This window comes from Pseudomonas sp. xss_2 (assembly GCF_043104195.1).
Taxonomy (GTDB): domain Bacteria; phylum Pseudomonadota; class Gammaproteobacteria; order Pseudomonadales; family Pseudomonadaceae; genus Aquipseudomonas; species Aquipseudomonas urmiensis.
Genome location: NZ_JBICKL010000052.1, coordinates 1 through 24,626 on the forward strand (window position 1 = coordinate 1; position 24,626 = coordinate 24,626).

At 61.2% G+C, this 24,626-nt stretch carries 26 protein-coding genes; 7 read left to right on the top strand and 19 right to left on the bottom strand.

Translation table 11 applies throughout. The annotated features are described in order from the left end of the window. Positions 1 to 11: 11 nt before the first annotated feature. The 4 genes from ACF8K2_RS12770 to ACF8K2_RS12785 all read right to left on the bottom strand — a co-directional run bounded on the left by ACF8K2_RS12770 (position 12) and on the right by ACF8K2_RS12785 (position 4,250). Positions 12 to 923 carry an SdiA-regulated domain-containing protein gene (locus ACF8K2_RS12770; RefSeq protein ID WP_186555896.1) on the bottom strand — a complete coding sequence of 304 codons (912 nt, stop codon included), beginning with the start codon at positions 921 to 923 and terminating at the stop codon, positions 12 to 14. A gap of 90 nt (positions 924 to 1,013) precedes the next feature. Continuing rightward, complete coding sequence (locus ACF8K2_RS12775) at positions 1,014 to 1,940, bottom strand: SdiA-regulated domain-containing protein (protein ID WP_392465135.1); 927 nt, start codon at positions 1,938 to 1,940, stop codon at positions 1,014 to 1,016. A gap of 221 nt (positions 1,941 to 2,161) precedes the next feature. Then, complete coding sequence (locus tag ACF8K2_RS12780; protein WP_392465136.1) at positions 2,162 to 2,827, bottom strand: fumarylacetoacetate hydrolase family protein; 666 nt, start codon at positions 2,825 to 2,827, stop codon at positions 2,162 to 2,164. A 25-nt stretch (positions 2,828 to 2,852) separates the two neighbouring features. Beyond that, positions 2,853 to 4,250, bottom strand: coding sequence for an FAD-binding oxidoreductase (locus ACF8K2_RS12785; protein ID WP_368971714.1), 1,398 nt, complete (start codon positions 4,248 to 4,250; stop codon positions 2,853 to 2,855). Positions 4,251 to 4,420: 170 nt separating this feature from the next. On the opposite strand from ACF8K2_RS12785, the gene serA reads away from it, so the two are divergent. Further along, positions 4,421 to 5,650 (top strand): phosphoglycerate dehydrogenase, encoded by a 1,230-nt coding sequence (gene serA / locus ACF8K2_RS12790; RefSeq protein WP_264235734.1) that lies wholly within the window; start codon positions 4,421 to 4,423, stop codon positions 5,648 to 5,650. A 141-nt stretch (positions 5,651 to 5,791) separates the two neighbouring features. Here the strand turns inward: serA and ACF8K2_RS12795 are convergent, their stop codons facing one another. Next, positions 5,792 to 6,268, bottom strand: a complete 477-nt coding sequence (locus ACF8K2_RS12795; protein ID WP_186555891.1) for a DUF4399 domain-containing protein — start codon at positions 6,266 to 6,268, stop codon at positions 5,792 to 5,794. A gap of 225 nt (positions 6,269 to 6,493) precedes the next feature. On the opposite strand from ACF8K2_RS12795, the gene ACF8K2_RS12800 reads away from it, so the two are divergent. Next, complete coding sequence (locus ACF8K2_RS12800) at positions 6,494 to 6,982, top strand: transporter substrate-binding domain-containing protein (RefSeq protein WP_186555890.1); 489 nt, start codon at positions 6,494 to 6,496, stop codon at positions 6,980 to 6,982. 86 nt (positions 6,983 to 7,068) lie between these two features. On the opposite strand, the gene ACF8K2_RS12805 is transcribed toward ACF8K2_RS12800, so the two are convergent. Next, positions 7,069 to 7,572 carry a DUF523 domain-containing protein gene (locus ACF8K2_RS12805; protein WP_392465137.1) on the bottom strand — a complete coding sequence of 168 codons (504 nt, stop codon included), beginning with the start codon at positions 7,570 to 7,572 and terminating at the stop codon, positions 7,069 to 7,071. Further along, positions 7,559 to 8,182, bottom strand: a complete 624-nt coding sequence (locus ACF8K2_RS12810; RefSeq protein ID WP_186555888.1) for a 2OG-Fe(II) oxygenase — start codon at positions 8,180 to 8,182, stop codon at positions 7,559 to 7,561. The genes ACF8K2_RS12805 and ACF8K2_RS12810 overlap by 14 nt, the downstream gene beginning before the upstream one ends. 120 nt (positions 8,183 to 8,302) lie before the next feature. Here ACF8K2_RS12810 and ACF8K2_RS12815 point away from each other — a divergent pair, with 120 nt between their 5' ends. After that, positions 8,303 to 9,055, top strand: a complete 753-nt coding sequence (locus tag ACF8K2_RS12815) for a DUF2059 domain-containing protein (RefSeq protein WP_186555887.1) — start codon at positions 8,303 to 8,305, stop codon at positions 9,053 to 9,055. Here the strand turns inward: ACF8K2_RS12815 and ACF8K2_RS12820 are convergent, their stop codons facing one another. Next, on the bottom strand, positions 9,056 to 9,982 hold the full coding sequence (locus ACF8K2_RS12820; RefSeq protein WP_392465138.1) for an alpha/beta hydrolase: 927 nt from the start codon (positions 9,980 to 9,982) through the stop codon (positions 9,056 to 9,058). 130 nt (positions 9,983 to 10,112) lie between these two features. Here ACF8K2_RS12820 and ACF8K2_RS12825 point away from each other — a divergent pair, with 130 nt between their 5' ends. Continuing rightward, entirely contained in the window at positions 10,113 to 10,694 is a 582-nt protein-coding gene (locus ACF8K2_RS12825; protein ID WP_392465139.1) for a DUF6436 domain-containing protein, read from the top strand. 65 nt (positions 10,695 to 10,759) lie between these two features. Then, entirely contained in the window at positions 10,760 to 12,007 is a 1,248-nt protein-coding gene (locus ACF8K2_RS12830; protein ID WP_392465140.1) for an S-type pyocin domain-containing protein, read from the top strand. Positions 12,008 to 12,048: 41 nt separating this feature from the next. On the opposite strand, the gene ACF8K2_RS12835 is transcribed toward ACF8K2_RS12830, so the two are convergent. After that, positions 12,049 to 12,600 (bottom strand): sugar O-acetyltransferase, encoded by a 552-nt coding sequence (locus ACF8K2_RS12835; protein WP_264236791.1) that lies wholly within the window; start codon positions 12,598 to 12,600, stop codon positions 12,049 to 12,051. Between the two features lie 85 nt (positions 12,601 to 12,685). On the opposite strand from ACF8K2_RS12835, the gene ACF8K2_RS12840 reads away from it, so the two are divergent. Continuing rightward, complete coding sequence (locus tag ACF8K2_RS12840) at positions 12,686 to 15,049, top strand: penicillin acylase family protein (RefSeq protein ID WP_392465143.1); 2,364 nt, start codon at positions 12,686 to 12,688, stop codon at positions 15,047 to 15,049. Positions 15,050 to 15,117: 68 nt separating this feature from the next. Further along, positions 15,118 to 15,996: an alpha/beta fold hydrolase gene (locus tag ACF8K2_RS12845; RefSeq protein WP_392465145.1), complete on the top strand. Its 879-nt coding sequence runs from the start codon at positions 15,118 to 15,120 to the stop codon at positions 15,994 to 15,996. Between the two features lie 43 nt (positions 15,997 to 16,039). On the opposite strand, the gene ACF8K2_RS12850 is transcribed toward ACF8K2_RS12845, so the two are convergent. The 10 genes from ACF8K2_RS12850 to ACF8K2_RS12895 all read right to left on the bottom strand — a co-directional run bounded on the left by ACF8K2_RS12850 (position 16,040) and on the right by ACF8K2_RS12895 (position 24,353). Continuing rightward, on the bottom strand, positions 16,040 to 16,918 hold the full coding sequence (locus ACF8K2_RS12850; protein ID WP_264236795.1) for a transporter substrate-binding domain-containing protein: 879 nt from the start codon (positions 16,916 to 16,918) through the stop codon (positions 16,040 to 16,042). Further along, positions 16,915 to 17,688, bottom strand: a complete 774-nt coding sequence (locus ACF8K2_RS12855; RefSeq protein ID WP_186555880.1) for an amino acid ABC transporter ATP-binding protein — start codon at positions 17,686 to 17,688, stop codon at positions 16,915 to 16,917. Before ACF8K2_RS12855 ends, ACF8K2_RS12850 begins: the two co-directional genes overlap by 4 nt. After that, positions 17,685 to 18,344, bottom strand: a complete 660-nt coding sequence (locus ACF8K2_RS12860) for an amino acid ABC transporter permease (RefSeq protein WP_186555879.1) — start codon at positions 18,342 to 18,344, stop codon at positions 17,685 to 17,687. The genes ACF8K2_RS12855 and ACF8K2_RS12860 overlap by 4 nt, the downstream gene beginning before the upstream one ends. Next, complete coding sequence (locus ACF8K2_RS12865; protein ID WP_186555878.1) at positions 18,325 to 18,990, bottom strand: amino acid ABC transporter permease; 666 nt, start codon at positions 18,988 to 18,990, stop codon at positions 18,325 to 18,327. Before ACF8K2_RS12865 ends, ACF8K2_RS12860 begins: the two co-directional genes overlap by 20 nt. A gap of 566 nt (positions 18,991 to 19,556) precedes the next feature. Beyond that, complete coding sequence (locus ACF8K2_RS12870; RefSeq protein WP_392465147.1) at positions 19,557 to 20,342, bottom strand: MetQ/NlpA family ABC transporter substrate-binding protein; 786 nt, start codon at positions 20,340 to 20,342, stop codon at positions 19,557 to 19,559. 183 nt (positions 20,343 to 20,525) lie between these two features. Further along, positions 20,526 to 21,473 (bottom strand): sigma 54-interacting transcriptional regulator, encoded by a 948-nt coding sequence (locus ACF8K2_RS12875; RefSeq protein WP_392465148.1) that lies wholly within the window; start codon positions 21,471 to 21,473, stop codon positions 20,526 to 20,528. A 65-nt stretch (positions 21,474 to 21,538) separates the two neighbouring features. Continuing rightward, positions 21,539 to 22,120 (bottom strand): alpha/beta hydrolase, encoded by a 582-nt coding sequence (locus tag ACF8K2_RS12880; RefSeq protein ID WP_186555875.1) that lies wholly within the window; start codon positions 22,118 to 22,120, stop codon positions 21,539 to 21,541. A gap of 267 nt (positions 22,121 to 22,387) precedes the next feature. After that, positions 22,388 to 22,789 (bottom strand): biopolymer transporter ExbD, encoded by a 402-nt coding sequence (locus ACF8K2_RS12885; RefSeq protein ID WP_186555874.1) that lies wholly within the window; start codon positions 22,787 to 22,789, stop codon positions 22,388 to 22,390. A gap of 1 nt (position 22,790) precedes the next feature. Beyond that, positions 22,791 to 23,513, bottom strand: coding sequence for a MotA/TolQ/ExbB proton channel family protein (locus ACF8K2_RS12890; RefSeq protein WP_392465149.1), 723 nt, complete (start codon positions 23,511 to 23,513; stop codon positions 22,791 to 22,793). Positions 23,514 to 23,558: 45 nt separating this feature from the next. Beyond that, positions 23,559 to 24,353 (bottom strand): energy transducer TonB, encoded by a 795-nt coding sequence (locus ACF8K2_RS12895; RefSeq protein WP_392465151.1) that lies wholly within the window; start codon positions 24,351 to 24,353, stop codon positions 23,559 to 23,561. Positions 24,354 to 24,626: the final 273 nt, after the last annotated feature.

Here is a 24,626-nt window from a genome sequence, read left to right on the forward strand (position 1 = left end):
CTCAAGGGCAGTCACTCAGCCGGCTGTTTGAACACGTAGAACAGGTTCGGCTCGCTCACAAGGTAGATCGTCCCCGCATCATCCATGGCAATCCCTTCTGCCTGCGGCACGGTCTTCTTCAAGCCTTGATAACCCTTGCTCAACGACAAGGTGCTCAATGGCTTGCCCTTCACATCCAACTCGACCACCAAGCGCGACTCATCAGACAGCGCCAGCAAGTGCCCGCTACGCTCATCGAACTGCAAACTCGACAGATCACGCACGAACAAGCGTGAATCGCGCTTGCGATCCTGCACCACGTGCACCGCATAGGGCTGCTCTGGGTTTTCATGGGGGAAGCCGTGAACCTCGTAGATCACCATCGGGTCACGTTCCTTGGCGACGAACAGGCGCTTGCCCGCCGAGTCGTAGGCCAGCCCCTCAAAACCCTTGTTGCCATTGAGGCCGATGCCCAAGGTCAGCTGCTCGGCATCGTTGGCGTCGAGAAACAGCGTGTCGTCATCCAGGCGAACCCGGATCAGCCGCTGCTGACGCTCGTCGGTAATCACGAAACTGTTCGAGCCGACATACTCCACCGCCTCCGGATCACCGAAGCCGGTCAGGGGGACGCGGCGCAGAATGCGCCCATCCAGCGACAGCTCGATCAGCTCGGAACGTTTGTTGGTAACGCTGAACAGGGTCTTGCGCTCAGGATCGTAGGTGAGCGCCGAGATGTCGTCGTCCAAGCCCTCAATCGGCTGGGCCTCTAGGACCACCTGGTAACGCCCAAGTCCAATGCCTTGCTCGGCAGGCTGCCACCAGGTCTTGAGATTGAACCAGCCGCGCTCGAACAGGCGAAACTCATGCGCCGCCAGGCCAATCACCAGCAGCGAGGACAAGCCCAGAAACAGCAGTAACAACGGCAAGCGAAAATAACGGCGCATGAAGGCAGACTCGGCGAAAGGGAGGCGAATCTAACCACGATCAGCTGAAGTAAAGCTTAATGCCATCACTGTCGCCTGAGCAGACGGCCGTCAGTGCTTCTTGAATCGATAGAACAGGTCGGGCTCGCTGACGATATACAGGGTGCCCTGGTCATCCATGGCCACACCTTCGGCACGCGGCACGCGATTGTTGAGGCCATTGAAACCGCCAAGCAGGGTCATGAAGCTGACTTGCTCGCCGTTCTCGTCCAGCTCCAGCAACATGTTCGAATCCGCCGACAAGGCCAGCAGGTGGCCGGTGCGCGGATCAACGCCCAGCGCCGACAGGTTGCGTAAATCAAGCTGATCGTTGGGCAGCGGCTGCTTGTCGCCGATCAGCGGGCTGCGGCCATCGGTGTTCCAGGTGAACAGCTTCGGGGGCCGCTCCTCGCCGATCACCAGGCGCTGGCGTACGGGGTCCCAAGCGATCGCCTCGAAACCTTTGTTGTCGTCGGCGGACTTACCCAAGTCATAGCGCTTGAAATCGTCGCGTTTGAGCGAAGTGGTGCTGGCGTCGACCTTGACCAGGGTGAGGTCATGGCTGCGCTCATCGACGATTGCGATCTGGCCATCTTCCAGCACCGCCACACCTTCAGGGTTGTCCCAGCCCAGTAGCGGCATCTTGCGCAGGACGTCGCCATCCAGGCTCAACTCGACCAGGAACGGGTTATTGCCCATGACGGCGAACAGGGTGCGGGTATGCGGGTTGAACGCCAGGTCCGAAGCTTCGTCATCGGCCATGCCAGGCAACACTTTGGCATCGATATCGGCAATGTAGTCGGGCAGCCAGACACTTTCACTGCGCTCGGCAGTGCTTTCGAAGCGCTCTTTGATCCACAGTTGGCCGCGATCGTCCCAGTGCATGGCAACTGACAGGCCATAGCCGATGACCGCCACCACGCCCAGCACGAAAGGCCAACGCAGGAACAGGCGACGCTTGCGCGGTGGAGGAAGTGAAGCGCTGGAGGGCGTTGCCATAGAGGTAGTGATCCTGGGGATGCCGCGTTTTTCCTAACGCCGGCGAATGGACGAAATTGCGTGCATTATCCGGATTGTTTGTGAAAAAAACGCTAATTGCTGCCAGGACAGGTGGCTCAGTCATGGTCTCTTCGCGGGCAAGCCCGCTCTCACAGGTTTGTGCAGCGCTGCAAGGTGCTGTGAGGCGGTTTTACCCGCGAAGAAGGTGCGGCGGTATCAGATCAGAGCACCCGGCTCTCGAAGCGGACCACACCCGGCAGTTCCAGCACCAACTCATCACCGACATTGAACGGCCCGACACCCGCTGGAGTACCGGTCAGAATCACATCGCCAGGCTGCAGCGAGAAATGCGAAGCAATGTGCTGGATGATCGGCACGATCGGATTGAGCATCAGCGCGCTGTTGCCATCCTGGCGCACTTCGCCGTTGATGGTCAGGCGCACCGGGATGTCCTTGAGGTCTTCGAAAGTGCCGGCAGAAACGAACGGCGGCAGCACGCAGGCGCCGTCGAAGCTCTTGGCCAGTTCCCACGGCAGGCCCTTCTCCTTGAGTTTGGCCTGCAGGTCGCGCAGGGTCAGGTCCAGCGCCGGGGCGAAACCGGAGACGGCATCGAGCACCTCTTCTTCCGAAGGATGGGCTGACAGCGGCTTGCCCAGCAGCACGGCGATTTCCGCTTCATAGTGCACCGAGCCACGCTCAGTCGGGATCTTGAAGCCACCTTCCAGCGGTACCACGCAACTACCCGGCTTGATGAACAGCAGCGGCTCGGTCGGAATGGGGTTGTCCAGTTCCTTGGCATGTTCGGCGTAGTTGCGCCCGATGCACACCACTTTGCCCAGCGGGAAGTGAATGCGCGTGCCGTCTACGTACTGGTGCTGGTAACTCATGGCCGACTCCTTCTGCTTACTGCTTTTATTCAGGAGCGAAGATCTTACCCGGATTCATGATGCCGTTAGGGTCGAAAACGGCCTTTATAGCTTTCATGCAGGCGATTTCATGCGCGGAGCGGCTATAGCCCAGGTAGTCGCGCTTGGTCATGCCCACGCCATGCTCGGCGGAAATCGAGCCGTTGTAGCGCTCGACGATCTCGAATACCCACTTGTTGACCTTGGCGCAGGAGGCAAAGAAGTCGTCCTTGCTCATGTCGTCGGGCTTGAGAATGTTCAGGTGCAGGTTGCCATCGCCGATATGGCCGTACCAGACCACTTCATAATCGGGGTAGTGCTGGCCGACAATCGCGTCGATATCGCGCAGGAACGCCGGCACCTTTGAGACGGTGACGGAGATGTCGTTCTTGTACGGGGTCCAGTGGGAGATGGTCTCGGAAATGTACTCGCGCAGCTTCCACAGGTTTTTCAGCTGGGTTTCGCTTTGGCTCATCACCCCGTCCAGCACCCAACCTTGCTCGACGCAATGCTCGAAGGTGGCCAAGGCATCGTTGGCTACATCTTCATTGAGGGCCTCGAATTCCAGCAGGGCATAGAACGGGCAATCGGTGTCGAACGGCGGCGGTACATCGCCACGGCCCATGACTTTGGCCAAGGCCTTGTCGGAGAAGAATTCGAATGCGGTCAGGTCAAGGCGACCCTGGAAGGCATGCAGCACCGGCATGATCGAGTCGAAGTCCGGCGTGCCCAGCACCATCGCGGTGAGGTTGCGCGGCGCGCGGTCAAGGCGCATGGTCGCTTCGACCACAAAGCCCAATGTGCCCTCGGCACCAATGAACAGCTGACGCAGGTCGTAGCCCGTGGCGTTCTTGATCAGATCTTTGTTCAGCTCAAGCAACTCGCCCTTGCCGGTGACCACTTTCAGCCCAGCGACCCAGTTGCGGGTCATGCCATAGCGAATCACCTTGATTCCGCCGGCATTGGTGCCGATGTTGCCGCCAATCTGGCTGGATCCCGATGAGGCGAAATCTACTGGGTAATAAAGGCCGTTATCTTCGGCAAACTGTTGCAGCTGACGGGTCACCACACCGGGTTGGCAAACCACCGTGCGGTCGAATTCATTGAAAGCCAGAATCTGGTTCATGTAATCGAACGCAACGACCACTTCACCATTGGCCGCCACCGCACCTGCCGAGAGCCCCGTTCGTCCGCCAGAGGGCACCAGTGCTACCTTGTGCTTATTAGCCCAGGCGACGATAGCCTGCACCTGTTCGGTGGTCTTGGGCAGCACAATGGCGCTGGGCGCGGGAGGGTAATGCTTGGTCCAGTCCTTGCCGTAAGCCTCGAGCGAAGCGGGATCGGTAAGGACCTTGCCAGGGTCGACCAGGGTCATCAGCTCATCAATTACCGCAGGGTGGGTCATCGCTGGAACTCTCGACTTATTCATAGTCACCCTGAGCACTCTTCACCTGTCGGTATGGGCTCAGATTGTGTCGCGTATGCTAGCATAGCCCTCCCGCTGTTCGTGCTAAGGCCGACGCCGCGCCGCTTTACCCCCTCGCCATTTTTTCTCCGGGATACAGGTTTACGCAGATGAGCAAGACTTCTCTCGACAAGAGCAAGATCCGGTTCCTTCTTCTTGAAGGTGTGCACCAGAACGCGGTCGATACCCTCAAGGCTGCCGGCTACACCAACATCGAGTACCTCACGGGTTCCTTGCCAGAAGCAGAGCTCAAGGAAAAGATCGCCGACGCCCACTTCATCGGCATCCGCTCGCGCACCCAGCTGACTGACGAGATCTTCGACTGCGCGAAGAAACTGGTCGCGGTCGGCTGCTTCTGCATCGGCACCAACCAGGTCGACCTGGAAGCGGCCCGCGAGCGCGGTATTGCCGTGTTCAACGCCCCTTACTCGAACACCCGCTCGGTGGCCGAGCTGGTGCTGGCCGAGGCCATCCTGCTGCTGCGCGGCATCCCTGAGAAGAACGCCTCGTGCCACCGTGGCGGCTGGATCAAGAGCGCGGCCAACTCGTTCGAAATCCGCGGCAAGAAGCTGGGCATCGTCGGCTACGGCTCGATCGGCACGCAACTGTCGGTCCTGGCCGAGAGCCTGGGCATGCAGGTGTACTTCTTCGACCCACTGACCAAGCTGCCACTGGGTAACGCCACTCAGGTCGCCAGCCTGAACGAGCTGCTGGGCCTGGCCGACATCGTCTCGCTGCACGTGCCTGAGCTGCCATCCACCCAGTGGATGATCGGCGAGAAGGAAATCCGCGCGATGAAGAAGGGCGCGATCCTGATCAACGCTGCCCGTGGCACCGTGGTCGAGCTGGACCACCTGGCCGCCGCGATCAAGGACAAGCACCTGATCGGCGCTGCCATCGACGTATTCCCGGTCGAGCCGCGCTCCAACGACGAAGAGTTCGAAAGCCCGCTGCGCGGCCTGGACAACGTGATCCTGACCCCGCACATCGGTGGCTCCACCGCCGAAGCACAGGCCAACATTGGCCTGGAAGTGGCCGAGAAGCTGGTCAAGTACAGCGACAACGGTACTTCCGTGTCGTCCGTCAACTTCCCGGAAGTTGCCCTGCCGGCTCACCCAGGCAAGCACCGCCTGCTGCACATCCACCAAAACATCCCGGGTGTGCTCAGCGAGATCAACAAAGTGTTCGCCGAGAACGGTATCAACATCTCCGGTCAGTTCCTGCAGACCAACGAGAAAGTGGGTTACGTGGTCATCGACGTAGATGCCGAGTACTCGGACCTGGCCCAAGAGAAACTGCAGCACGTCAAGGGCACTATTCGCTCGCGCGTATTGTTCTAAGTTCTCTGGCTGGATGAAAAAGGGAGGCCCTGGTGGCCTCCCTTTTTTCGTTGGGTCAGTTGCGGCGCAGGGACTGGCGTGGGAGCGGGCTTGCCCCGCGATGAGGCGATAACTGCCCCAGCCAATCCTGCTAAATGTTCATTACTTGACCGTAACAGTGATCTTCTGCGACTCAACACCCGGTTTGAACGGCACGTGATACTGGTCACCCAGCACCAGCTGCAGGGTGTGCTTGCCCGGCGTCAGGGTGATGGTGGCTTCTGTCTGCGCCTTGCCGAAGTGCAGCACCTGCGGCCCAGCCGGCAGCGGCGCGTTGTTCTCTGGCATCAGGCTAGTCGGCAGCGGCATGTCCTTGACCGGCTCTTTGTCGACATCCACCAGCAAGTGGTGATGGCCGCTGTGCGGGGTCTGGTCGCCCGCAGGTTTAAGCTCCATGCCCTCGATACCGAATTTGACGGTGAAGGTCTTGTCGACCGTAGCGCCATCGGCGGGGGAAACGATGAAGACCTTGGCGCCCGTCGGCGGCTCCTGGCTCTTGAGGGCATCCGCGGCACTGGCAAACAGCGACGCCCCCATCAGCAGACCGGCAACCGCAGCACGCGAAAATAGGCTGTTCATTCACTTCTCCTGTGATTCACTTCAATAACCGCTACCGATAAACGAAAGGCAGCGGAAGTTCAACATAGACCAATTGTGGCCAAAGGTGTCTAAAACCCACGTTATAAAAAAATCAGGGCAGACTAAAACATTAATCGGGACACAAGGTCATAGCCTGCGTTCGACCGAGGCAAGACAGAAAGCCGCGGCGAATGAAATTCACCTGCCGAACCAGAAGGGGCTCTCATGCGTTTGACCATTGGCGTACTGCTGGCAGTACTGATCACTCCGTTGGCTCAGGCCGAGCTGATAGACGAAATCAACGACCGGGGCGAACTGCGCATTGCCGTACAAGCCGACACACCGCCCTATGCGTTCAAGGACGCAGAGCACCTGACCGGGTTCGATATCGAATTGGGCCAGGCCCTGGCCAAGGAGCTGGACCTGCGCGCCGAGTTCATCGAGGCGCCGGCCGAAGAGGTGTTGCCGGGTGTGGAAAGCGGCAAGTTCGATATTGCCTTGAATCAGATGAGTGTCGAGCAGAAGGTCGAAGGGGCCCTGGATGTCAGCCAATCGTTTGGCAAAGCCAAGCGGGTTATTCCATTCCAGAAAGACAACCCGGCGTTCGAGAGCTCAGTGAACAACGCATTGCAGCGGATCAAGGATGACGGCCGCTTGGCGGCGCTGGAGAAAAAATGGCTTGAGGGTGGCGAGCAGGCTACGGCAGGTCAGTGACGCCCTCATCGCGGGGCAAGCCCGCTCCCACGAGCTCCCGACAGGCAGCGTGGGAGCGGGCTTGCCCCGCGATGAGGCCGGCACCTTCAGCGCATTAATGCCTGAACAGCCTGCTCTGCCTGATCCAGTTCCAGCTCACTGAACACCAACACCCCCTCGCGCCGCAGCAGCGCGGTGGTCACCCCTTCGCCCGGCACCTTCACCCCACTGAAGCTGCCATCGTAGGTCAAGCGGTTACCGCACGAAGGGCTGCCAGACTTGAGCACCGCCACCCGGATGCCATGCCGTCGAACCACCGCCAGGGCCAGCTGAGCACCCGCCAGAAACGCCTCGCTGACATCCTCACCCGACACCGCGATCACTCGCGCCTGACCGGCAAGTACCTGCGCGCCCTGCCCGCCCGAAATCTCCGCCGGCGGACGCGGGGTTGGCAGCCCACCGGCCACCTCTGGACACAACGGCACTACCCGGCCCTCGGCCTGCCAGCGTTGCAGCAAATCCGGATGGCCGCTGGCGCGCCCGTCATAGCGAACCGGCTGGCCTAGCAGGCAAGCGCTGACCAGCACCTTGGCGCACTCAGAACGGCTCATTGCCACGCCGCCGGAACCAGCCGGTCAAGGACAGTCGATCTCGCCTGGCTGCCAATACTTCGTGGGGGATATCCCCGGAAAGGAACACCACCAGGGTGCCCGCCGTAGGCTGCACATCGCGTACGACCTCATCGGCAAGGAACATGCGCAGCTCGCCACCATCGCCGGGCTGCCAGTTTTCATTGAGGTAAAACACCGCCGAGACCGCCCGTCGATCGTCATCACGGAAGCGATCCAGGTGCCGGCGGTAGAAGGCCCCTGGTGGATACAGGGCGAAGTGGCACTCGTAGTCCTCAAGACCGATGAACAACCCCTGGTTGATCGCCAGGCGCAGCTCATCCATGGCATCGAGGTACTGATCGCAGTCGTCAGACTCGCCAGGGTCGAGCCATAGGATGTGATCGCCACGGATCGCCTCGCGAACCTCTTGGGCAGCGCCGCGCCCAACCCCGGCAGGGTTGAGTTCGCCTTCGGCAGCGCGGCGTCGGCATTCGGTCGCCAGTGCGCGAACCAGGTCGGCAGGCAGAAAGTTGGCCTGCTCAGACCAGCCACGGGTGGCCAGGTCATCGACAACAGCCGACAGCATGGGAGATTCGAGAGTATTGTGCATGGCGCATCATATCCATTCGCCCTGCCCCCCTCCAGCGCCACTTGGCTGACGTTCGTCATTGCGTCTCGACAAACTCACGCCACGCCACGGACAATAGCGCACTGCCGACAGGAGTCCTGAATGCGCCGTTTGTTTTCCCTGCTCTTGCTGATGATCTGCACCATGCCTGTCTGGGCAGACACCCTCGATCAGCTGTACAAGGCCGCCGGCTGGCCCGACCAGCGCGCCCATTTCACCGATGCCGTGAGCGCCGCCCAACAGCGCTACCGCAATAGTCTGCCGCCTGCGGTTTACCAGGCGTTGGTGAGCAACAGCAACCAACGCTTCCAAGCCCAGGCCATGGACCAACGGGCCCAGGCCCAGCTGCGCAGCAACCTGAGTAATCCGGCGCCCGCCCTGGCCTTCTTCCAGTCGCCGCTGGGGCGCAAGGTGGTGGCCGCCGAGCTGCTGGCCACGCGCAAGGACCAGTTGGCGAAAAACGCCAAGGGCCTGCCGAAGATCCAGGCCAGTGACACCCGTCAGTTGATCATCGGCCACCTGGCCCAGGCCCTGCCGGCTCGCGAAGCCGGCGCTGAAGTCAGCCTGGCGATTGCCGGGGTCGCCGCCGACAGCCTGAGCTCGATGATTCCCGGCCTGTTTGGCGCAGGACAAGCCCAGGGCCTGCTCGACGGCCAGCGCCAGCGGCTGATGAACCAGATTGGCGAAGACCTCAACAACACCCTGCTGTACGTGTACCGCGACCTGAGCGATGCCGAGCTGGAACAGTTCTCGACCTTCGCCGAATCGGCAGAGGGCCAGGCCTACTACAAGGCCGCGCTGGCCGCAGTACGCGCAGGCCTGGCGGTCGGCCAGAGCGCCAACGACCTCAAGTGATCAGCCAAGGCGCTGATCGATGAAGTCGAAATAGCGCTGACGAATGGCCGGCAGCTCGTTGGCCAGATGATGCCTCGCCTCAGGCAGCATCAGGATTTGCGGCTCAGCGAACTTGGCCTTGAGCACCTTGAGGTTGTAGGGCCAGTCGACCGTACCATCGGCCTCCCCTTGCACGATCAACGGCCGCCGCGCACTGCGCGGCGCGGCCTCGATGCGTTTGACCCAAGCCATCAGCGCCCCGACCCAGGCCGTAGGCAGACGGCGCGGCTGCAGCGGGTCGGCTTGCAGAAATGGCAGGAATGCCGGGTCGTTGCTGTTCTCGCTGAAACGCCGCTCGATGCCGTTGACGAAGTGGCGCAGCACCCGATAACTGAGCTTCGACCAGCGCCAGGACTGTGGCCGTACCAGCGGCGCCAGCAGGATGACCTGGCCGTCCACCGGGCTGCGCTCGCCGCTGTAGAGCAAATGATCGACCGCAATTGCGCCGCCGGTACTCTGCCCACACAGGTGCCAAGGGCGCGGCAGATCAAGGCCACGCGCTTGCTCGAACAAGGCGTCCAGGGTCTGCTGGTAGAGGGCAAAATCAGTGATGCTGGCCCGCTCGCCGCTCGATAGCCCGTGCCCTGGCAGGTCGCAACTGATCACCGCGTAGCCCTGGCCCAGTGCCCATTCGATCACGTGGCGATACAGCCCCATATGGTCGTAGTAGCCGTGCAGCAACAGCAGCGTGGCCACCGGTTGCAGCGGCAGCCAGACCTGCCCGACCAGTTCGAAGCCACCAGCCTTGAAGCCCCCCAACCAGCTCTGCGCCGGCAGGTCCAGGCCATAGAAGCGCTGATACTCCAAGGCCTGCGCCGATAACGGATGGCGCTCGGTCAAGGGGGCCAGACTGGCACGCAGCAGGTCGGGTTGCAGTGAAGCGGGCATGGGGTAAATCCACAGCGATATTGACCTGTGATATTCAGCTTATGCTCGCGACATGGCAAGCTGAGCGCCCCTTAACAGATACCACCGCTCCTACAGGGTTCTGCGGCGGCCACTGGTCTACGGACAACCCATGCCGACACGATCCATCAAGATGCTGCTGGGCACGCTCATGGCAGTACTGTGCACCGCCGTTGTCTGGTGGGCCTACGACAGCTTCCAATCCCGCTACCTGCGACCCTTCGACAATCAAACCACCCTGTTCGACGGCAGCCCGCTACGCCTGCCCGCCGAGCTCGCCGGACCTGGGCCAATTCGCGTGGTGCACTTCTGGGATCCGGCGTGCCCGTGCAACGTCGGCAACCAGCAGCACCTGAGCGAACTGATCGAGCACTTCACCCCGCTGGGGGTCAATTTTCATCTCGTGCAACGGCCGGGCAGCCAGGGTCAGCTGCCCGCCGACCTTGCGCGTCTGATGTTGATCGCCAACCTCCCCGGCAGCGAGCAACTACCTGCCAGCCCCGCCGTAGCCATCTGGGACCGTCAAGGGCGGCTAGCCTATTTCGGCCCTTACAGCGAAGGGGCGGTGTGCAATTCCAGTAACAGTTTCATCGAGCCGATCCTCAAGGCGCTGCTGGAAGGCCGCCAAGTACAGGCCTCCAACACCTTGGCCATAGGGTGTTATTGCCCCTGGCAAATAGCACGGACGCAATAAATATGTACCGCATTAGCGGCTCAGGGCGCACCTAGCTTAGGAACCTCCAAAACGAGGAGAACTGTATGGCTAGCCAACGCTTCAGCAATCTGACCCCCGCCAATGCAAACCAGGATCGCTCTCGGGCAAATCAAAGCGAACGACAACAGTCTCGGATCAACCGGCAGCTTGAACAGAGCGAACAAAAGCTCAATCAACTGCTTGTCACTCAGCAGCAATACCAACTGGCCCGCTCAAGCGTGGAAGATCTGCTCAGTACCCTCGACCGCCCATCTCAGCTTGCTCGCGAACTCGAGCAGCAAACCTCCGAGCTGATCAAGGCTCGCACCAGGTTGCGTGAGCTTTCGTTCGAAACGGTATTGCGCGCGCAGTTGCTGCAGAGCGAACCCGCCAGTATCGATTTAGCCCTGCGCCTGCAAAGACGCCCGTTGCCGAACGACCGCAGGCAAGAACTCACTGAGCTCAGAGCTCGTATCACCAGCATCCTCGACAATCATCTGCGCACCTGGCCGAACGAGAACGAAGTGGCCGACGCCCTGCAAACAATTGCTGCTCGCGTGATCAATACGGCATTCGACCAGCAGTCATCGCTCGCAACGCAAAGCAGCGTCACCTTCAATGCCTGGACTGCCAGCACCTCCCATGCCTTGGTGCTGGCTACCTCACGTGGCGGCATCGCCCACTTCGAGTCGGTATGGGGGCGCCTCGGTGAGTCGCTGCAAAGCCTTGCCCCGCGCCTTATAGAGCAAGCGCTAGATACCAATGACAGGCAGGCAAGCTTGATGCGCTACTCGGCGCGGTTGGGCGATGGTGGGCGCATGGGCGTCAGCGTACCGCTGTCAAACATGACTCCAGGAGCGAACCTTGCCCAACAAGCTAATCAGCTGACTGAGCAGAACCTGGCTCTGCGGTTGTACATGACGGTAGCACCCGTTGCCGAGCAGACCGAAGTGTCACTGGTGGCCACCAGCCGCGCGCGCGATGTTCGTGTGCGTCAGGCGCTGTGGGACGCTGACCTGGGCGCCTATCGCTTCAATGCCGAAGGCCCAGGTTTGGCCAGCGTCCTGTGGCATCCGACCACACCGCCGTCCAGCCTGCCCACCATCGATCCCGAGACCGGCAACGCCATCGCACCGCCGCCAATCGACGAGGAGGTGCAAACCCACTTCCCAGGTAGCATCAGCGTACCTCGCGAGCCGGAGATTCGCAGCGTGCTGCCAACGAGCGAGGCGCAGGTCGATGACTACGTCATCACCTTCCCTGCCGACTCGGGGATTGCGCCGATTTATCTGATCCTGCGCAATCAGCTTTAACCACCCTCAGCCCTGCGGCCGAAACCGCAGGGCTCTCATCTTCAGCCGCGCACCCGCGCCGGGTTGCCTACGACCGTCGCCCCCGCCGGTACATCACGGGTCACCACGCTACCAGCTCCGACCACGGCATTGTCGCCAATGGTCACGCCCGGCAGGATGATCGCCCCGCCGCCAATCCAGACATTATTGCCGATGGTCACTGGCCGTCCGCTTTCAAGCCCAGTGCGGCGCACTTCAGGGTCCATAGGGTGATCGGCGGTGTAGATCTGCACGCTTGGGGCAATTTGGCAGTCGTTGCCGATGCGCACCGGCAGGACGTCGAGGATCACGCAGTTGAAGTTCATGAAGGTGTTGGCACCCACACTGATGTTGTAGCCGTAGTCGCAAAAGAACGGCGGGCGGATAACCACCCCTTCGCCAACACCGGCAAAGTGTTCGACCAGCAATGCATGCCTGCCGTCGTTGAGCAGCTCGGCGCTGTTGTTGTAGCGCTGCATCCAGTGTTTATTGGCGATCTGCTCCGCCTGTAGCTCGGGGCAGCTGGCGTGGTAGAGCTGACCGCTGAGCATTTTCTGCTTTTCGCTTAGGGACATGCTAACTCCTTTCGGGACTATTCTCTGATCGCGAATCCGTCGATGATCGGACCACAGTTTGCCCCCGAATGCACAAGGAGTCCTGATGAAACGCAGCCTGACCGTGTTGGCTATCGTCGTCGCCGTGGCCGCTGGCGCCGGTTACTGGTACGTGCAGGGCAAGCAGCCGCAGCGTACCGGCGAGGTGGTTATCAGCGGCCTGCAAGCGCCGGTCAGCGTGCGCTATGATGCCCGCGGCGTCCCGCATCTGCAGGCGCAGAATGAAACCGACCTGTACCGCGCACTGGGCTACGTGCATGCCCAGGACCGATTGTTCCAGATGGAGATCATGCGCCGCCTGGCGCGGGGTGAACTAGCCGAAGTGCTGGGCAGCAAATTGCTGCCCACCGACACCCTGTTTCGCAGCCTGCGCATTCGCGAGCAGGCTGAACGCATGGTCCAGCGCCAGGACCGTCAAGGCCCGGCCTGGAAGGGCCTGCAAGCCTATCTGGATGGGGTCAACCAATGGCAGGCCAGCCATCCCAAACCCATGGAGTTCGACATCCTTGGTATCCCTGCACGCCCCTTCACCGCCGAAGACACCCTGAGCATCGCCGGCTACCTGGCCTACAGCTTTGCCGCAGCGTTTCGCACCGAGCCTGCACTGACCTATATTCGCGACCAGCTCGGCCCTGAGTACCTGAAGATCTTCGATCTCGACTGGCAGCCCGACGGCGCCCTCGCAACGCCCCTGGCCAGTGCCGATTGGCGCAGCCTGGAGCAGTTGGCGCGGCTCAGTCACGACGCGCTGGGCGAGGCAGGCATCCCGCAGTTCGAGGGCAGTAATGCCTGGGCCATATCCGGCAGCCGCACGCGCAGCGGCAGGACGCTGCTGGCGGGCGACCCCCACATCGGTTTCGCCGTGCCAGCGGTGTGGTACGAAGCCGAGCTTTCTGCCCCAGGCTTCAACTTGTATGGCTATTTCCAGGCGCTCAACCCCTTCGCGCTGCTGGGCCACAATCGCGACTTTGGCTGGAGCCTGACCATGTTCCAGAACGACGACGTCGACCTGATCGCCGAGAAGGTCAATCCAGCCAATGCCGAGCAAGTCATGATCGACGGCCAGTGGCAAACGCTGCAGCAGACCCAGCAGCAGATCGCGGTGAAAGGTGAGACACCGGTGGATATCACCTTGCGTCGCTCGCCCCACGGCCCGATCGTCAATACCGTGCTGGGCGACAACGCCGGACCTGCTCCAATCGCCATGTGGTGGGCCTTCCTGGAAACGGAAAACCCGGTGCTGGAAGGCTTCTACCAGCTCAACCGGGCCGATACCCTGGGCAAGATGCGTTTGGCGGCGGTGAAAATCCAGTCACCAGGGCTCAATCTGGTTTGGGCCAACGCCCGCGGCGATATTGGTTGGTGGGCGGCAGCGCAACTGCCGATCCGTCCCGATGGGGTCAACCCGGCGTTCATCCTCGACGGCAGCAGCGCACAGGCACAGAAGCTTGGTTTTTATCCGTTCAGCGTCAACCCGCAACAGGAAAACCCCGCCAGCGGCTACATCGTCTCGGCCAACTACCAGCCACCTGCCGCCGTGCCGGTGCCTGGTTACTACAACCTGGCGGACCGCGGCCGCCAACTCGACCGTCACCTGGCCAACCCTGAGGTGAAGTGGGACGTGCAGAATAGCCAGGCACTGCAACTCGATACCGCCAACGACTATGGCCCGCGCACCCTAGCGCCGCTGCTGGCGACCCTGCGCAGCGTTGCCGAGGGCGATCAGGAAAAGGAGCTGGTTGAACAATTGGCAGCCTGGCGCGGCGACTACCCCGTTGACTCGACCAGCGCCACGCTGTTCAACCAGTTCCTTTACGAACTGGCGTATGCGGCACTACATGATGAGCTGGGTGACAGCTGGTTCCCGGTGTTGATCAGCACCCGCGCCATCGACGCCGCCTTGCCGCGCCTGGCCGCCGATGCCGACTCGCCTTGGTGGAATCAGCGCGGCGCCAACCAGCGTACCGACCGCGATGCCATCGTTCGTCAGGCTTGGGGCAAAAGCCTGGCGCACTTGCGTGAGACCTTCGGCAAGGACCCGGCCAGCTGGCAGTGGGGCAAGGCCCACACCCTGACGCACGGCCATCCGTTGGGGGTGAAGAAACCGCTGAACCTGTTGTTCAACGTCGGACCGTTTGCCGCACCGGGCAGCCATGAGGTGCCGAACAATTTGTCGGCGAAGATTGGCCCGGCACCTTGGCCGGTGACCTATGGACCGTCGACGCGGCGGGTAGTGGATTTTGCCGATGCGGGGCAGGCAGTAAGTATTAACCCAGTGGGGCAAAGTGGAGTGCCGTTCGACAAGCATTATGCTGATCAGGCCGAGTCCTACATTGAGGGAGGATATTTCCGGGCGAAGATGGGAATTGTCCCCGCCCAGAGCACGCTTCGATTGGTGCCTACTAAGTGAGTAACGGGTATCGACTGCTCTAAACGGTAGCAAGCTAACCCACCTCCCACCGGACAACGGAATAGTGCATGCACAAGCAATTCATTGAAATCGATGGCGCAAGGATGAGCTACATCGATCAGGGCCATGGCTTCCCGGTGCTACTTGGCCACAGTTATCTGTGGTCTGCAGACATGTGGCAGCCACAGATCGAAGCGCTTTCAAAGCATTTTCGGGTGCTGGTTCCTGAGCTCTGGGGGCACGGCGACTCCGACACACCACCATCAACTACCGTGGACATGAATGCACTGGTGCGCCAGCACTTGGCATTTCTCGACGCGCTGAAAATTTCCAAGTGCCATTTGATCGGTTTGTCGGTGGGTGGGATGTGGGGTGCTCCATTGGCAATCGAGCACCCCGAACGGGTGGATCGTTTAGTGCTGATGGATACCTACCTGGGCGCCGAGCCTGAAACCACACGTCAGCAGTACTTTGCGCTGCTGGACGCGGCCAATGCGGCGGGAGAATTCAGCGATCAACTGCTGGACACGATTGTGCCGATCTTCTTTCATGCCGGTGGACAGACCGTTCCGTCAATTCGCGAGCGGTTTCGCGCTGAGCTCAAGGGGCGCAGCGCACAAGCGCTACAGAGTAGCCTCGTTCCCATGGGCCGATTGATATTTGGGCGCTCCTCTTGGTTACCACGGTTGAGCGAACTGCCGGCAGAACGCACCATCATTCTGTGTGGCGATCAGGACACCCCGCGCCCCCCTACGGAGGCCAACGAAATGGCAAGATCAATCAACTGCCTGGCCGCACTCATACCCCAGGCGGGGCATATCTCCAACCTGGAGAATCCTGAAGCCGTCAATGCGTTTCTCTTGAACTGGTTGCCCCGCAATAGCTGCAGACTCAGCGCCCTGACTGGTTTTCTCACAATGCTGGGTCTATGTCGAAAACCCCGCTGACCTGTACTTTGTAACCGGGCCGCGAAGCGGCCCGGTTTTCCGATCACCCCTGCCACTTACCGCCTTCGACAATCACGCTCTCAGGCTTGGTGTCATCAGAAAGCTCTTTACGCACATACTGGTCATACAGCTTGAGCAGGAATTTCTCCTCACCCAACTTGGCCAGCTCGGCATTGACCCAATCGCGCAGTTCGGTGTTGCCCTTCTTCACCGCCGGCGCAATCGGCGCTTCCTCACCCAGCAGCTCCGGCAGCACGCGATAGCCCGGATTCTGCTTGGCCCAGCTGAACAGAATCAGGTTGTCCTGGGCGTAAGCATCGCCACGGCCGTTGGCCAGGGCTTGCAGCGATTCGCTGTTTTTCTCGAACTTGAGCAGTTTCCAGTCCGGATGGTTCTTGGTCAGCCAGATGTCAGCGGTAGTCCCAGTGGTGACGATGATGGTCTTGTCGGCCAGGTCATCGAGCTTCTTCACCGCGCTGCCGTCAGCCACGATGGCCTGCACGGCAACACGCAGGTTGGGGTTGGTGAAGTCCACCGCTTCCTTGCGCTCCGGGGTAACGGTCATGTTGGCCAGGATCAGGTCGACCTTGTCACTCTGCAAAAACGGAATACGACTGGCCGGCTCGACCGCGACGAATTCCACCTTGTTCTCGTCGCCCAGCAGATCAAGGGCCAGACGCCGGCCGATATCGGTATCGAAGCCCACATAACGGCCGCTTTCATCGACGAAACCGAACGGCGGTTTGTCGGTGAACACACCGACTATCAGCTTGTCGCGGGCCTTGATCACTTCCAGGTAGCTGGTGGCCGGCGCCGGGGTTGCCGCGCCGGGTTTGGCCGGCTCTTCAGCCTTGTTGCAGCCGGCCAGCAGGGCCAGGCCGAACAACGGCGCCAGCAGTTTGGTGAGGTTGGCAGTTTTCATGACAGTTCCTTTTCTAATGTCTTCGGCAGGCTTTCGACGAAGGAGAATTTCTCCAGGAACTGCTGCGCGCGTGCGGTTCGCGGTTGGGTGAAGAAGCTCTCGGGGTCGCTTTGTTCAAGGATCCTGCCGGCCTCCATGAACACGATGCGGTCGGCCACCGCGCGGGCGAAGGCCATTTCATGGGTAACGATGAGCAGGGTCATGCCGTCGCGGGCCAACCCTTGAATAACTTGCAGCACCTCCTTGACCATTTCCGGATCGAGCGCGGCGGTGACTTCATCGAACAGCATCACCTGCGGATTCATGCACAACGAACGCACGATCGCGATGCGCTGCTGCTGACCGCCGGACAGCTGACGCGGGAAGGCGTCGCGCTTGTCCAGCAAGCCAACCCGCGCCAGCAGTGCTTCAGCCTGGGCCTGGGCTTCGCCGCGCTGGCGCTTCTGCACCTTGAGCGGGCCGAGCAGCAGGTTGTCGATCACGCTCATGTGGCCGAACAGGTGATAGCTCTGGAACACCATGCCGACCCGTTGGCGCACCTGGCGCCAGTCGGTGCCCGGTTCAAGCAGTTCTTGGCCTTCCAGGCGCAAGTGGCCGCTGTGGGCCTGTTCCAGGCCATTGAGGCAACGCAGCAAGGTGCTCTTGCCGCAGCCGCTGGGGCCGAGGATTACCACCACTTCGCCGGCGTGAACCTGCAGGTCGACATCTTTGAGTACCTGCTGCTCGGCAAAGTATTTGTTGAAGCCTTGGAATTCGATCAGTGCGTTCATGCGTGGGCCCAGCGACGTTCCAGCGCGCGCGAGGCGGCGGACAGCGGATAGCAGACAAAGAAGAAGAACAGGAACAGCGCGCCATAGATCAGCACCGATTCGTAGGTGCGTTCGATGATCTGCTGGCCGGCCTTGATCACCTCGACCACGCCGATCAGCACCGCCAGCGAGCTGGTCTTGATGATCCGCGTGTAGATGTTGATGGTCGGCGGGGTCATGCGCTTGAGCGCCTGCGGCAGCAGCACGTAGCCATACAGCTGCCAACTGGCCAGGCCAATCGACAGCCCCGCCTCACGCTGGCCACGCGGCAGCGACTGCAACGCACCGCGCACTACCTCCCCCACTTCGCTGGCGCCCCACAGGCCCAGCACCAGCACCGCGCACCAGAAGCTGGGGATGCTGATGGAAAAGAAGATCGGCAGGCCGAAAAACACCAGGTACAACCAGACCAGCACCGGGATCGCCCGGAACAGCTCCAGGTACACCTGCAACAGCAAGTTCAGCAGCCGGTTGCCAACTGTAGCGAGCACGCCATAAAGCACCCCACCCAGGGTCGCGAAGACAATTCCCAGCGCCGAAATAGCCAAGGTTTGCCCTGCCCCCGCCGCCAGTTGCGGCAGCGAGATCAGCAGCAGCTCAGGAGCCGAACTGGCCATGTTGCAGCCTCCTTTCGACATAGCGCAGCAGCAGCGACAGCGGCAGGAACAGCAACACGCAGAGCAGGGTCAGCACGGCCAGCATTTCGTAAGTCTTGTAGTACAGGGCGATGTAGTTCTTGGTGGTGTAGAGAATCTCCGGCACCGCTACCGCCGAGACCACGGTGGTCTCCTTGAGCAGGAAGATGAAGTTGGCGAACAGCGCCGGCAAGCTGAGGATGCCGGCCTGGGGCAGGATCACATGGCGCAGCAGCTGGCCCTCGGACAAACCAATCGAGCGCCCCGACTCCAGCTGTGCGCGCGGCACCGCCTCGACACCCGCACGCAGGACTTCGGTCAGGTAGGCACCGCCCATGAACGTCATGGTGATGATTGCCGCGGCAAAGCCGGACACCTTCACCCCTAGGGTGGGCAAGGCGAAGTAGATGAAGAACAGCTGGATCAACAGCGGCGTGTTGCGCGCCAGTTCCACGTAACCCTTCACCAGGCGCCACAGGTAGGGGGTGCGAAACACCAGAATGGTGGCGTTGATCACGGCCACCAGCAACGAGGTGGCGATGGCGATCAGGCCGACTTGCAAGGTCACGCCAACGGCTTGGAAAAACGCCGGCAAGGTGCTGAGCATGAACGCGGTGTCGAAGGTCATGGCTGGCGCCTCGACACGAGGTTGCAGGGGTACGGCATTGGAGTCATTCCCAGTCGGCGCGAGGGTCACTCGGCGTCGTTGTCGATCAAATCAGGGGGTGCGGGTAAGCACGCTGGGTAGACTCTAAAGGTATAAAAAACTTTCTCTAAATACCCTTATTGCATATTGATATCACTTGATGGGCTAACCAGAAATTTCCTACCTAAGCTTGGGATCTTTCATGGAAAAAGTGCCTCAAACAGGTTTCAAACTGTGACCTGCACGGCCCATCAAACTAACAAGGACGATAACGATGAACAGCCCTTGCACCCCTACTTCGAACGAACAACTTCAGTGGTTGCTGGCTTTGCGCAAGGCCCTTGCTGGACAGCGCTGATTCCTGTTTGTCAGGTTAGGCCCTATCGCGGGGCAAGCCCGCTCCCACGCAGTAATCCAACGTTTAAAACATCGCGTGGGAGCGGGCTTGCCCCGCGATAGGGCCGGCACTGACAACCCAGCACCCCCGGCACAAACAAAAACGCCGACGCAAATGCGTCGGCGTTTTTATACGGGATAACCCAGACGTATCAGAACGCCGGCAGCACCGCACCGCTGTACTTCTTGGCGATGAATTCCTTCACCTCTGGGCTGGTCAGGGCCTTGGCCAGCTTCTGGATGGCGTCGCTGTCCTTGTTGTCAGGACGCGCCACCAGGAAGTTCACGTAAGGCGAGTCGGCACCTTCGATCACCAGGGAGTCCTTGGCTGGGTTCAGGCCAGCTTCCAGGGCGTAGTTGGTGTTGATCATGTCCAGGTCGACCTGGTCCAGCACACGCGGCAGCATGGCCGATTCCAGCTCGCGGAACTTCAGCTTCTTCGGGTTCTCGGCGATGTCTTTCGGGGTCGCCAGGGCGTTCTTCGGATCTTTCAAGGTGATCAGGCCAGCCTTCTGCAGCAGCAGCAGGGCACGGCCGCTGTTGCTCCCTTCGTTAGGGATGGCAACGGTGGCGCCTTCCTTGAGCTCGCTCAGGCTCTTGACCTTCTTCGAGTAGCCGCCGAAGGGTTCGACGTGCACGCCGATCACGGTTTCCAGGTGGGTGCCCTTGCCTTCGTTGAAATTCTGCAGGTAAGGCAGGGTCTGGAAGTAGTTGGCGTCCAGACGCTTCTGGTCGACCTGCACGTTCGGCTGAACGTAGTCGGTGAAGACCTTGATCTGCAGGTCGACGCCTTCTTTGGCCAGGGTTGGCTTGATCAGCTCGAGGATCTCGGCGTGGGGTACCGGCGTTGCGGCAACCACCAGTTTTTCAGCCGCGTGGGCCAGGCCAGTCAGCGACAGGGCAGCAGCCAGGGCCGCAGTCAGCAGGGATTTCTTCATGGTGATCCTTAATCAAGCTGGGCCATCGGCGATGGCAATGTTGGGTGCCCAGCGCAGGCTGCGGTGGGCGTGAGGCGGACAATACCGGGATTTTTTATTCCGGAACAATATCTTTTGCTTAGCTGCTTATTCCAAAAACAAACCGCCATTACCGCGTTTGCTTATGAGCGGCTACGCGCCGCTCTAGCGCGCAGGTTGCTCAAGGTTGGCCAAGGCGTTCTCCAGCAGCTGGCGCAGGGCGGCGGCGGTTTCTGGCTCGCGGCTACTGCTCAGTTGTGCCAGCTGGGCGGCGAGGCTGGCCAGCGGCGCGGTGTCGGGCAGATCGAGATGCTCGGGGAGAATTTCCTCGCCGGCGCTGACCAGCAACGCGAAGTGAATGACGTTTTCCAGCTCACGGGTATTGCCCGGCCAGCTGTGAGCTTCCAGCGCCTGTTGCGTTTGCTCGCTGATCAGCGGCAGCGGCCGCTCCAGGCGCACGCTATAGATCCCGACGAAGTACTCGGCCAACGGCAGGATGTCGCCGACCCGCTCACGCAACGCCGGCAACGCCAGTTCGCCTTCGTGGAGGTAGTGATACAAGCGCTCATTGAAGCGCCCCGCCCGGACCGCCAGGCCCAGGTCGATGCTGGAGGCGGCGACCAGGCGCACATCCACTGGCTGCGGATGCTGCGCACCGACGCGGGTGACTTCACGGTTTTCCAGGGCGGCGAGCAGCTTGCCCTGGATGGCCAGCGGCAGGTCGGCGATTTCATCCAGATACAGCGTGCCGCCATTGGCCGAGCCAAACCAGCCCGCACGGCTGCTGGCGGTGCCGCCATGGGTACCAGCGCTGTAGCCGAACAACTCGGCATCGGCGTAGGTGTGGCTGATGGCCGCGCAATTGACCGAAACGAACAGGCCGCCACGGTCGCTGGCCCGGTGGATCTGCCGCGCCAGCAGCTCTTTACCGGTACCGGTCTCGCCACGGATCAACACCGGCAACGGCTGTGGCGCCAGGCGCTCAAGGTCTTGGCGCAGCTGCTGCGAACGTGGGTCGACGAACACCAGCGCCTTGGCGCGGATGCTCAGCGGGCTTTTATCCAGTTCCGGGAAGGTCAGCAGGGGCTGGCCGAAAGGGCTGTGAAAAGTCATGACAAACTCCCGCCCGGGGCCGCTACCGGCCGGGCGTCTCAGGCATTGTGTGGATAACCGCCGGATCAGGCGCGGCGCAGTGCGCGTTGCTCGATTCGGCCCTGCAGGCGGTAGAGGTAAGCGAAACCCTGCTCCCAGCGCTCATGGCCGGACTTGACGTTGATATGCCCGGCATTGGCCAGCAGGCCAACCTCGGCACCCCACGACTGGGCCAGGTACAACGCTCGCGGCACGTTGACCGCCGGGTCGTTGTCGGAGCTGACCACTTGGCTGGGGAACGGCAAAGCCTGCATCGGGATCGGCGCGAAATTGCGCAGCGCCGGCGCGCAGGTGGGCCGCTCGACATCAGCCGGGGCCACCAGCAAGGCACCGCGTACTTTGCGCAACAAGGCTGGGCTGGCCTGGGCCGCCCAATGGGCAACCGTGATGCATCCCAGGCTATGGGCGATGAGAATCACCGGCGAGCTGTCGGCGCTGATCGCCTGCTCAAGCGCCTGCACCCAATCGCTGCGCAGCGGCGTCAACCAATCGTGCTGCTCGACCCTGGCGCTGTTGGGCAGGCTGCGTTGCCAGTGACTCTGCCAATGATTGTCTGGCGATCCTTGCCAGCCCGGCACAATCAGGTACCGAATCGACTCATTGCGCATGGGGGACGCCTCCTGGAAGTTTGCGTGCTTGCAGACAAGTATAGGGAGGGAGTTATATTCGTAAAGGAATAAGAAGCTATTTATTTATAACCTATATTGCGATTCATACAATGCGTGGGAGCGGGCTTGCCCCGCGATAGCGAGATCAACTTCACCATCGCTATCTCGGGGCAAGCCCGCTCCCACGCATTTCTCGACACTAAAAAAAGGGCCATCCCCTGCCAAGAGATATGGCCCTGAAGCACTTGCCTGAAGAAGGTTTGCCGATCAGCGCGCGGTAATCACCGCCAGCTTGGTAATGCCAGCACGCTCGATGGCCGCCATGGCCCGCGCCACCTCGCCATAGTTAACGCCATCGTCAGCCTGCAACTGCACACGCAGCTCGGCGTCCTTGGCCTTGGCATCCTTGAGGTTGGCTTCCAGCAGGTCGGGCTGGATTTCATCCTTGTTGATGAACAATTTGCCGCCGCCATCGATGCTCACCACCAACGGATCCTTCTGCTCCACCGGGGCTACGGCCTCGGTCTTGGGCAGGTTGATCGGAATGGCGTTGGTCAGCAGTGGCGCGGTGACGATGAACACCACCAACAGCACCAGCATGACGTCGACCAGTGGCGTAACGTTGATTTCACTGAGGACTTCGTCGCTGTCCTGGGTCGAGAAGGCCATATCAGGACGCCTCCTTCACAGGCTGGGTGAAACCGGTCTGGGCCTTGTGCACGGCAGGGTGGACCAGCACGCGGAAGGCACTCTTCTGCGCCAGGCTGTAGAAGTCGTGGGCAAAATCATCGAGGTCGGCGGCGGTCAGCTTGAGCCGGCGCAGGAAGTAGTTGTAGACCAGCACCGCAGGCACGGCGACGGCGATACCGACACCCGTGGCAACCAACGCCGCACCGATCGGACCGGCCACGGTTTCCAGGCTGGCCGAGCCTGCCGCACTGATGCCTTTAAGCGCTTCCATGATCCCCCACACCGTGCCGAACAGGCCGATGAACGGTGAGGTGCTGCCGATACTGGCAACCACTGCCAAGCCGGTTTCCAGCGAGCGGCGCTCGCGCACGATCTGTTGGCGCAGGGCACGTTCGAGGCGGTCCTGATGGTTGATCGACTGGCTCAGGTCGCTGGCATGGCCTGGCTCACCCACCGCGATAGCGGCGTAACCGGACTGAGCGACACGGGCAGCAGAGCCGGGCAGTTCATGGCTGATTTCTGCAGCTGAATCGAGGCTTGAGGCGGCCCAGAATTGCTGATGGAAGCGTTTGTCCTGGTTCTTCAAGCGCACGAACTGCACCACCTTGACCAAGGCCAGGCCCCAGGTGACGACAGAGAAGCCAACCAGCAGCCAGATGACTGCGCTTTCTACGGATTCGAGAGGGGATGCCAACAGGCTCATGATGAGGTCTTCCTATGTTCTGCCAATGTTCTGTTCAGGTGCGTATTAACGAAGCTTGAAATCGATCGGGACACTGACCCAGCCGGACTGGGCCACATCGCCCTGCTTGGCGGGGACGAAGCTCCAGCGCTTGACCGCAGCCAAGGCGGCGGCGTCCAGCGCATCGCGGCCGCTGCTCTTCTGGATCTGGATCTGCCCCGGCTTGCCGCTGGCCAGTACCTCGACCCGCAGCAGCACGGTGCCTTCCCAGCCGCGGCGCTGGGCCATCTGCGGATACTCCGGCGCCGGGTTCTTCAGGTAGGCGGCGTTGGCCGATGGCGGCGTGACCGGCGCTGGAGCAGGCGGCGCTACTGGCGCGGGCGCGGCGACGGGGGGCGGCGGCGTTTCAACCGGCTTGGGCTCGGGCTTGGCCACAGGCTTGGGCGCAGGCTTGGGTTTAGGTTTCGGCACCGGCTTGGATGCCGGCTTGGCTGCCAACTCGTCGACTACCGGCGGCGGTGGCGGCTCGACGATTGGCGGCGCAGGCGCAGGAGGCGGTGGCTCGACCACCGGTGGCGCCGGTGCGGCGAACTCGATGGTCATCGGTGGAATCTGCGGCGGCACCACTGGCAACGGTGGGGTTGGCGACTGGCTGACCCAGTAAGCGGCGGCGCCGTGCAGGGCTACAACCAGCAAGGCCAGGGCCCATTTGTCGCGGCGCTTGAGGCCGCTGACCGGCGTGCGTTGCAGGCGCAGTTGGCCGAGTGGCAGGCGAAGCGTCCGTCCAAGCTCGACCAGGTCGCCCGGGGCCGGACGCCATGGCTGGTCGTAGGCCCTGACGGCCGACTGGACATTACCCATTGATCAAACTCCTGGGGTGTTGATTCAGGTCTTCAGCCCTCCTTGGGTGGGCCTCGTGGCTGAATCATCGACGCCAGACGCTTATCTCTGAAAGTAATGTTTAAAATTAAAGCTAGATCATTATCGAATAAATGATTTTACTAATTTAGGCAAAGCCGCGTCGTTGTTGGGCTGTGGCGAACCTGCGAAAATCCCATGCATTAGCGGCATGTGAAATATTCACCCAAGGCATCCCCGTCTTGCCTGAAACACGCTTCGTGGGAGCGGGCTTGC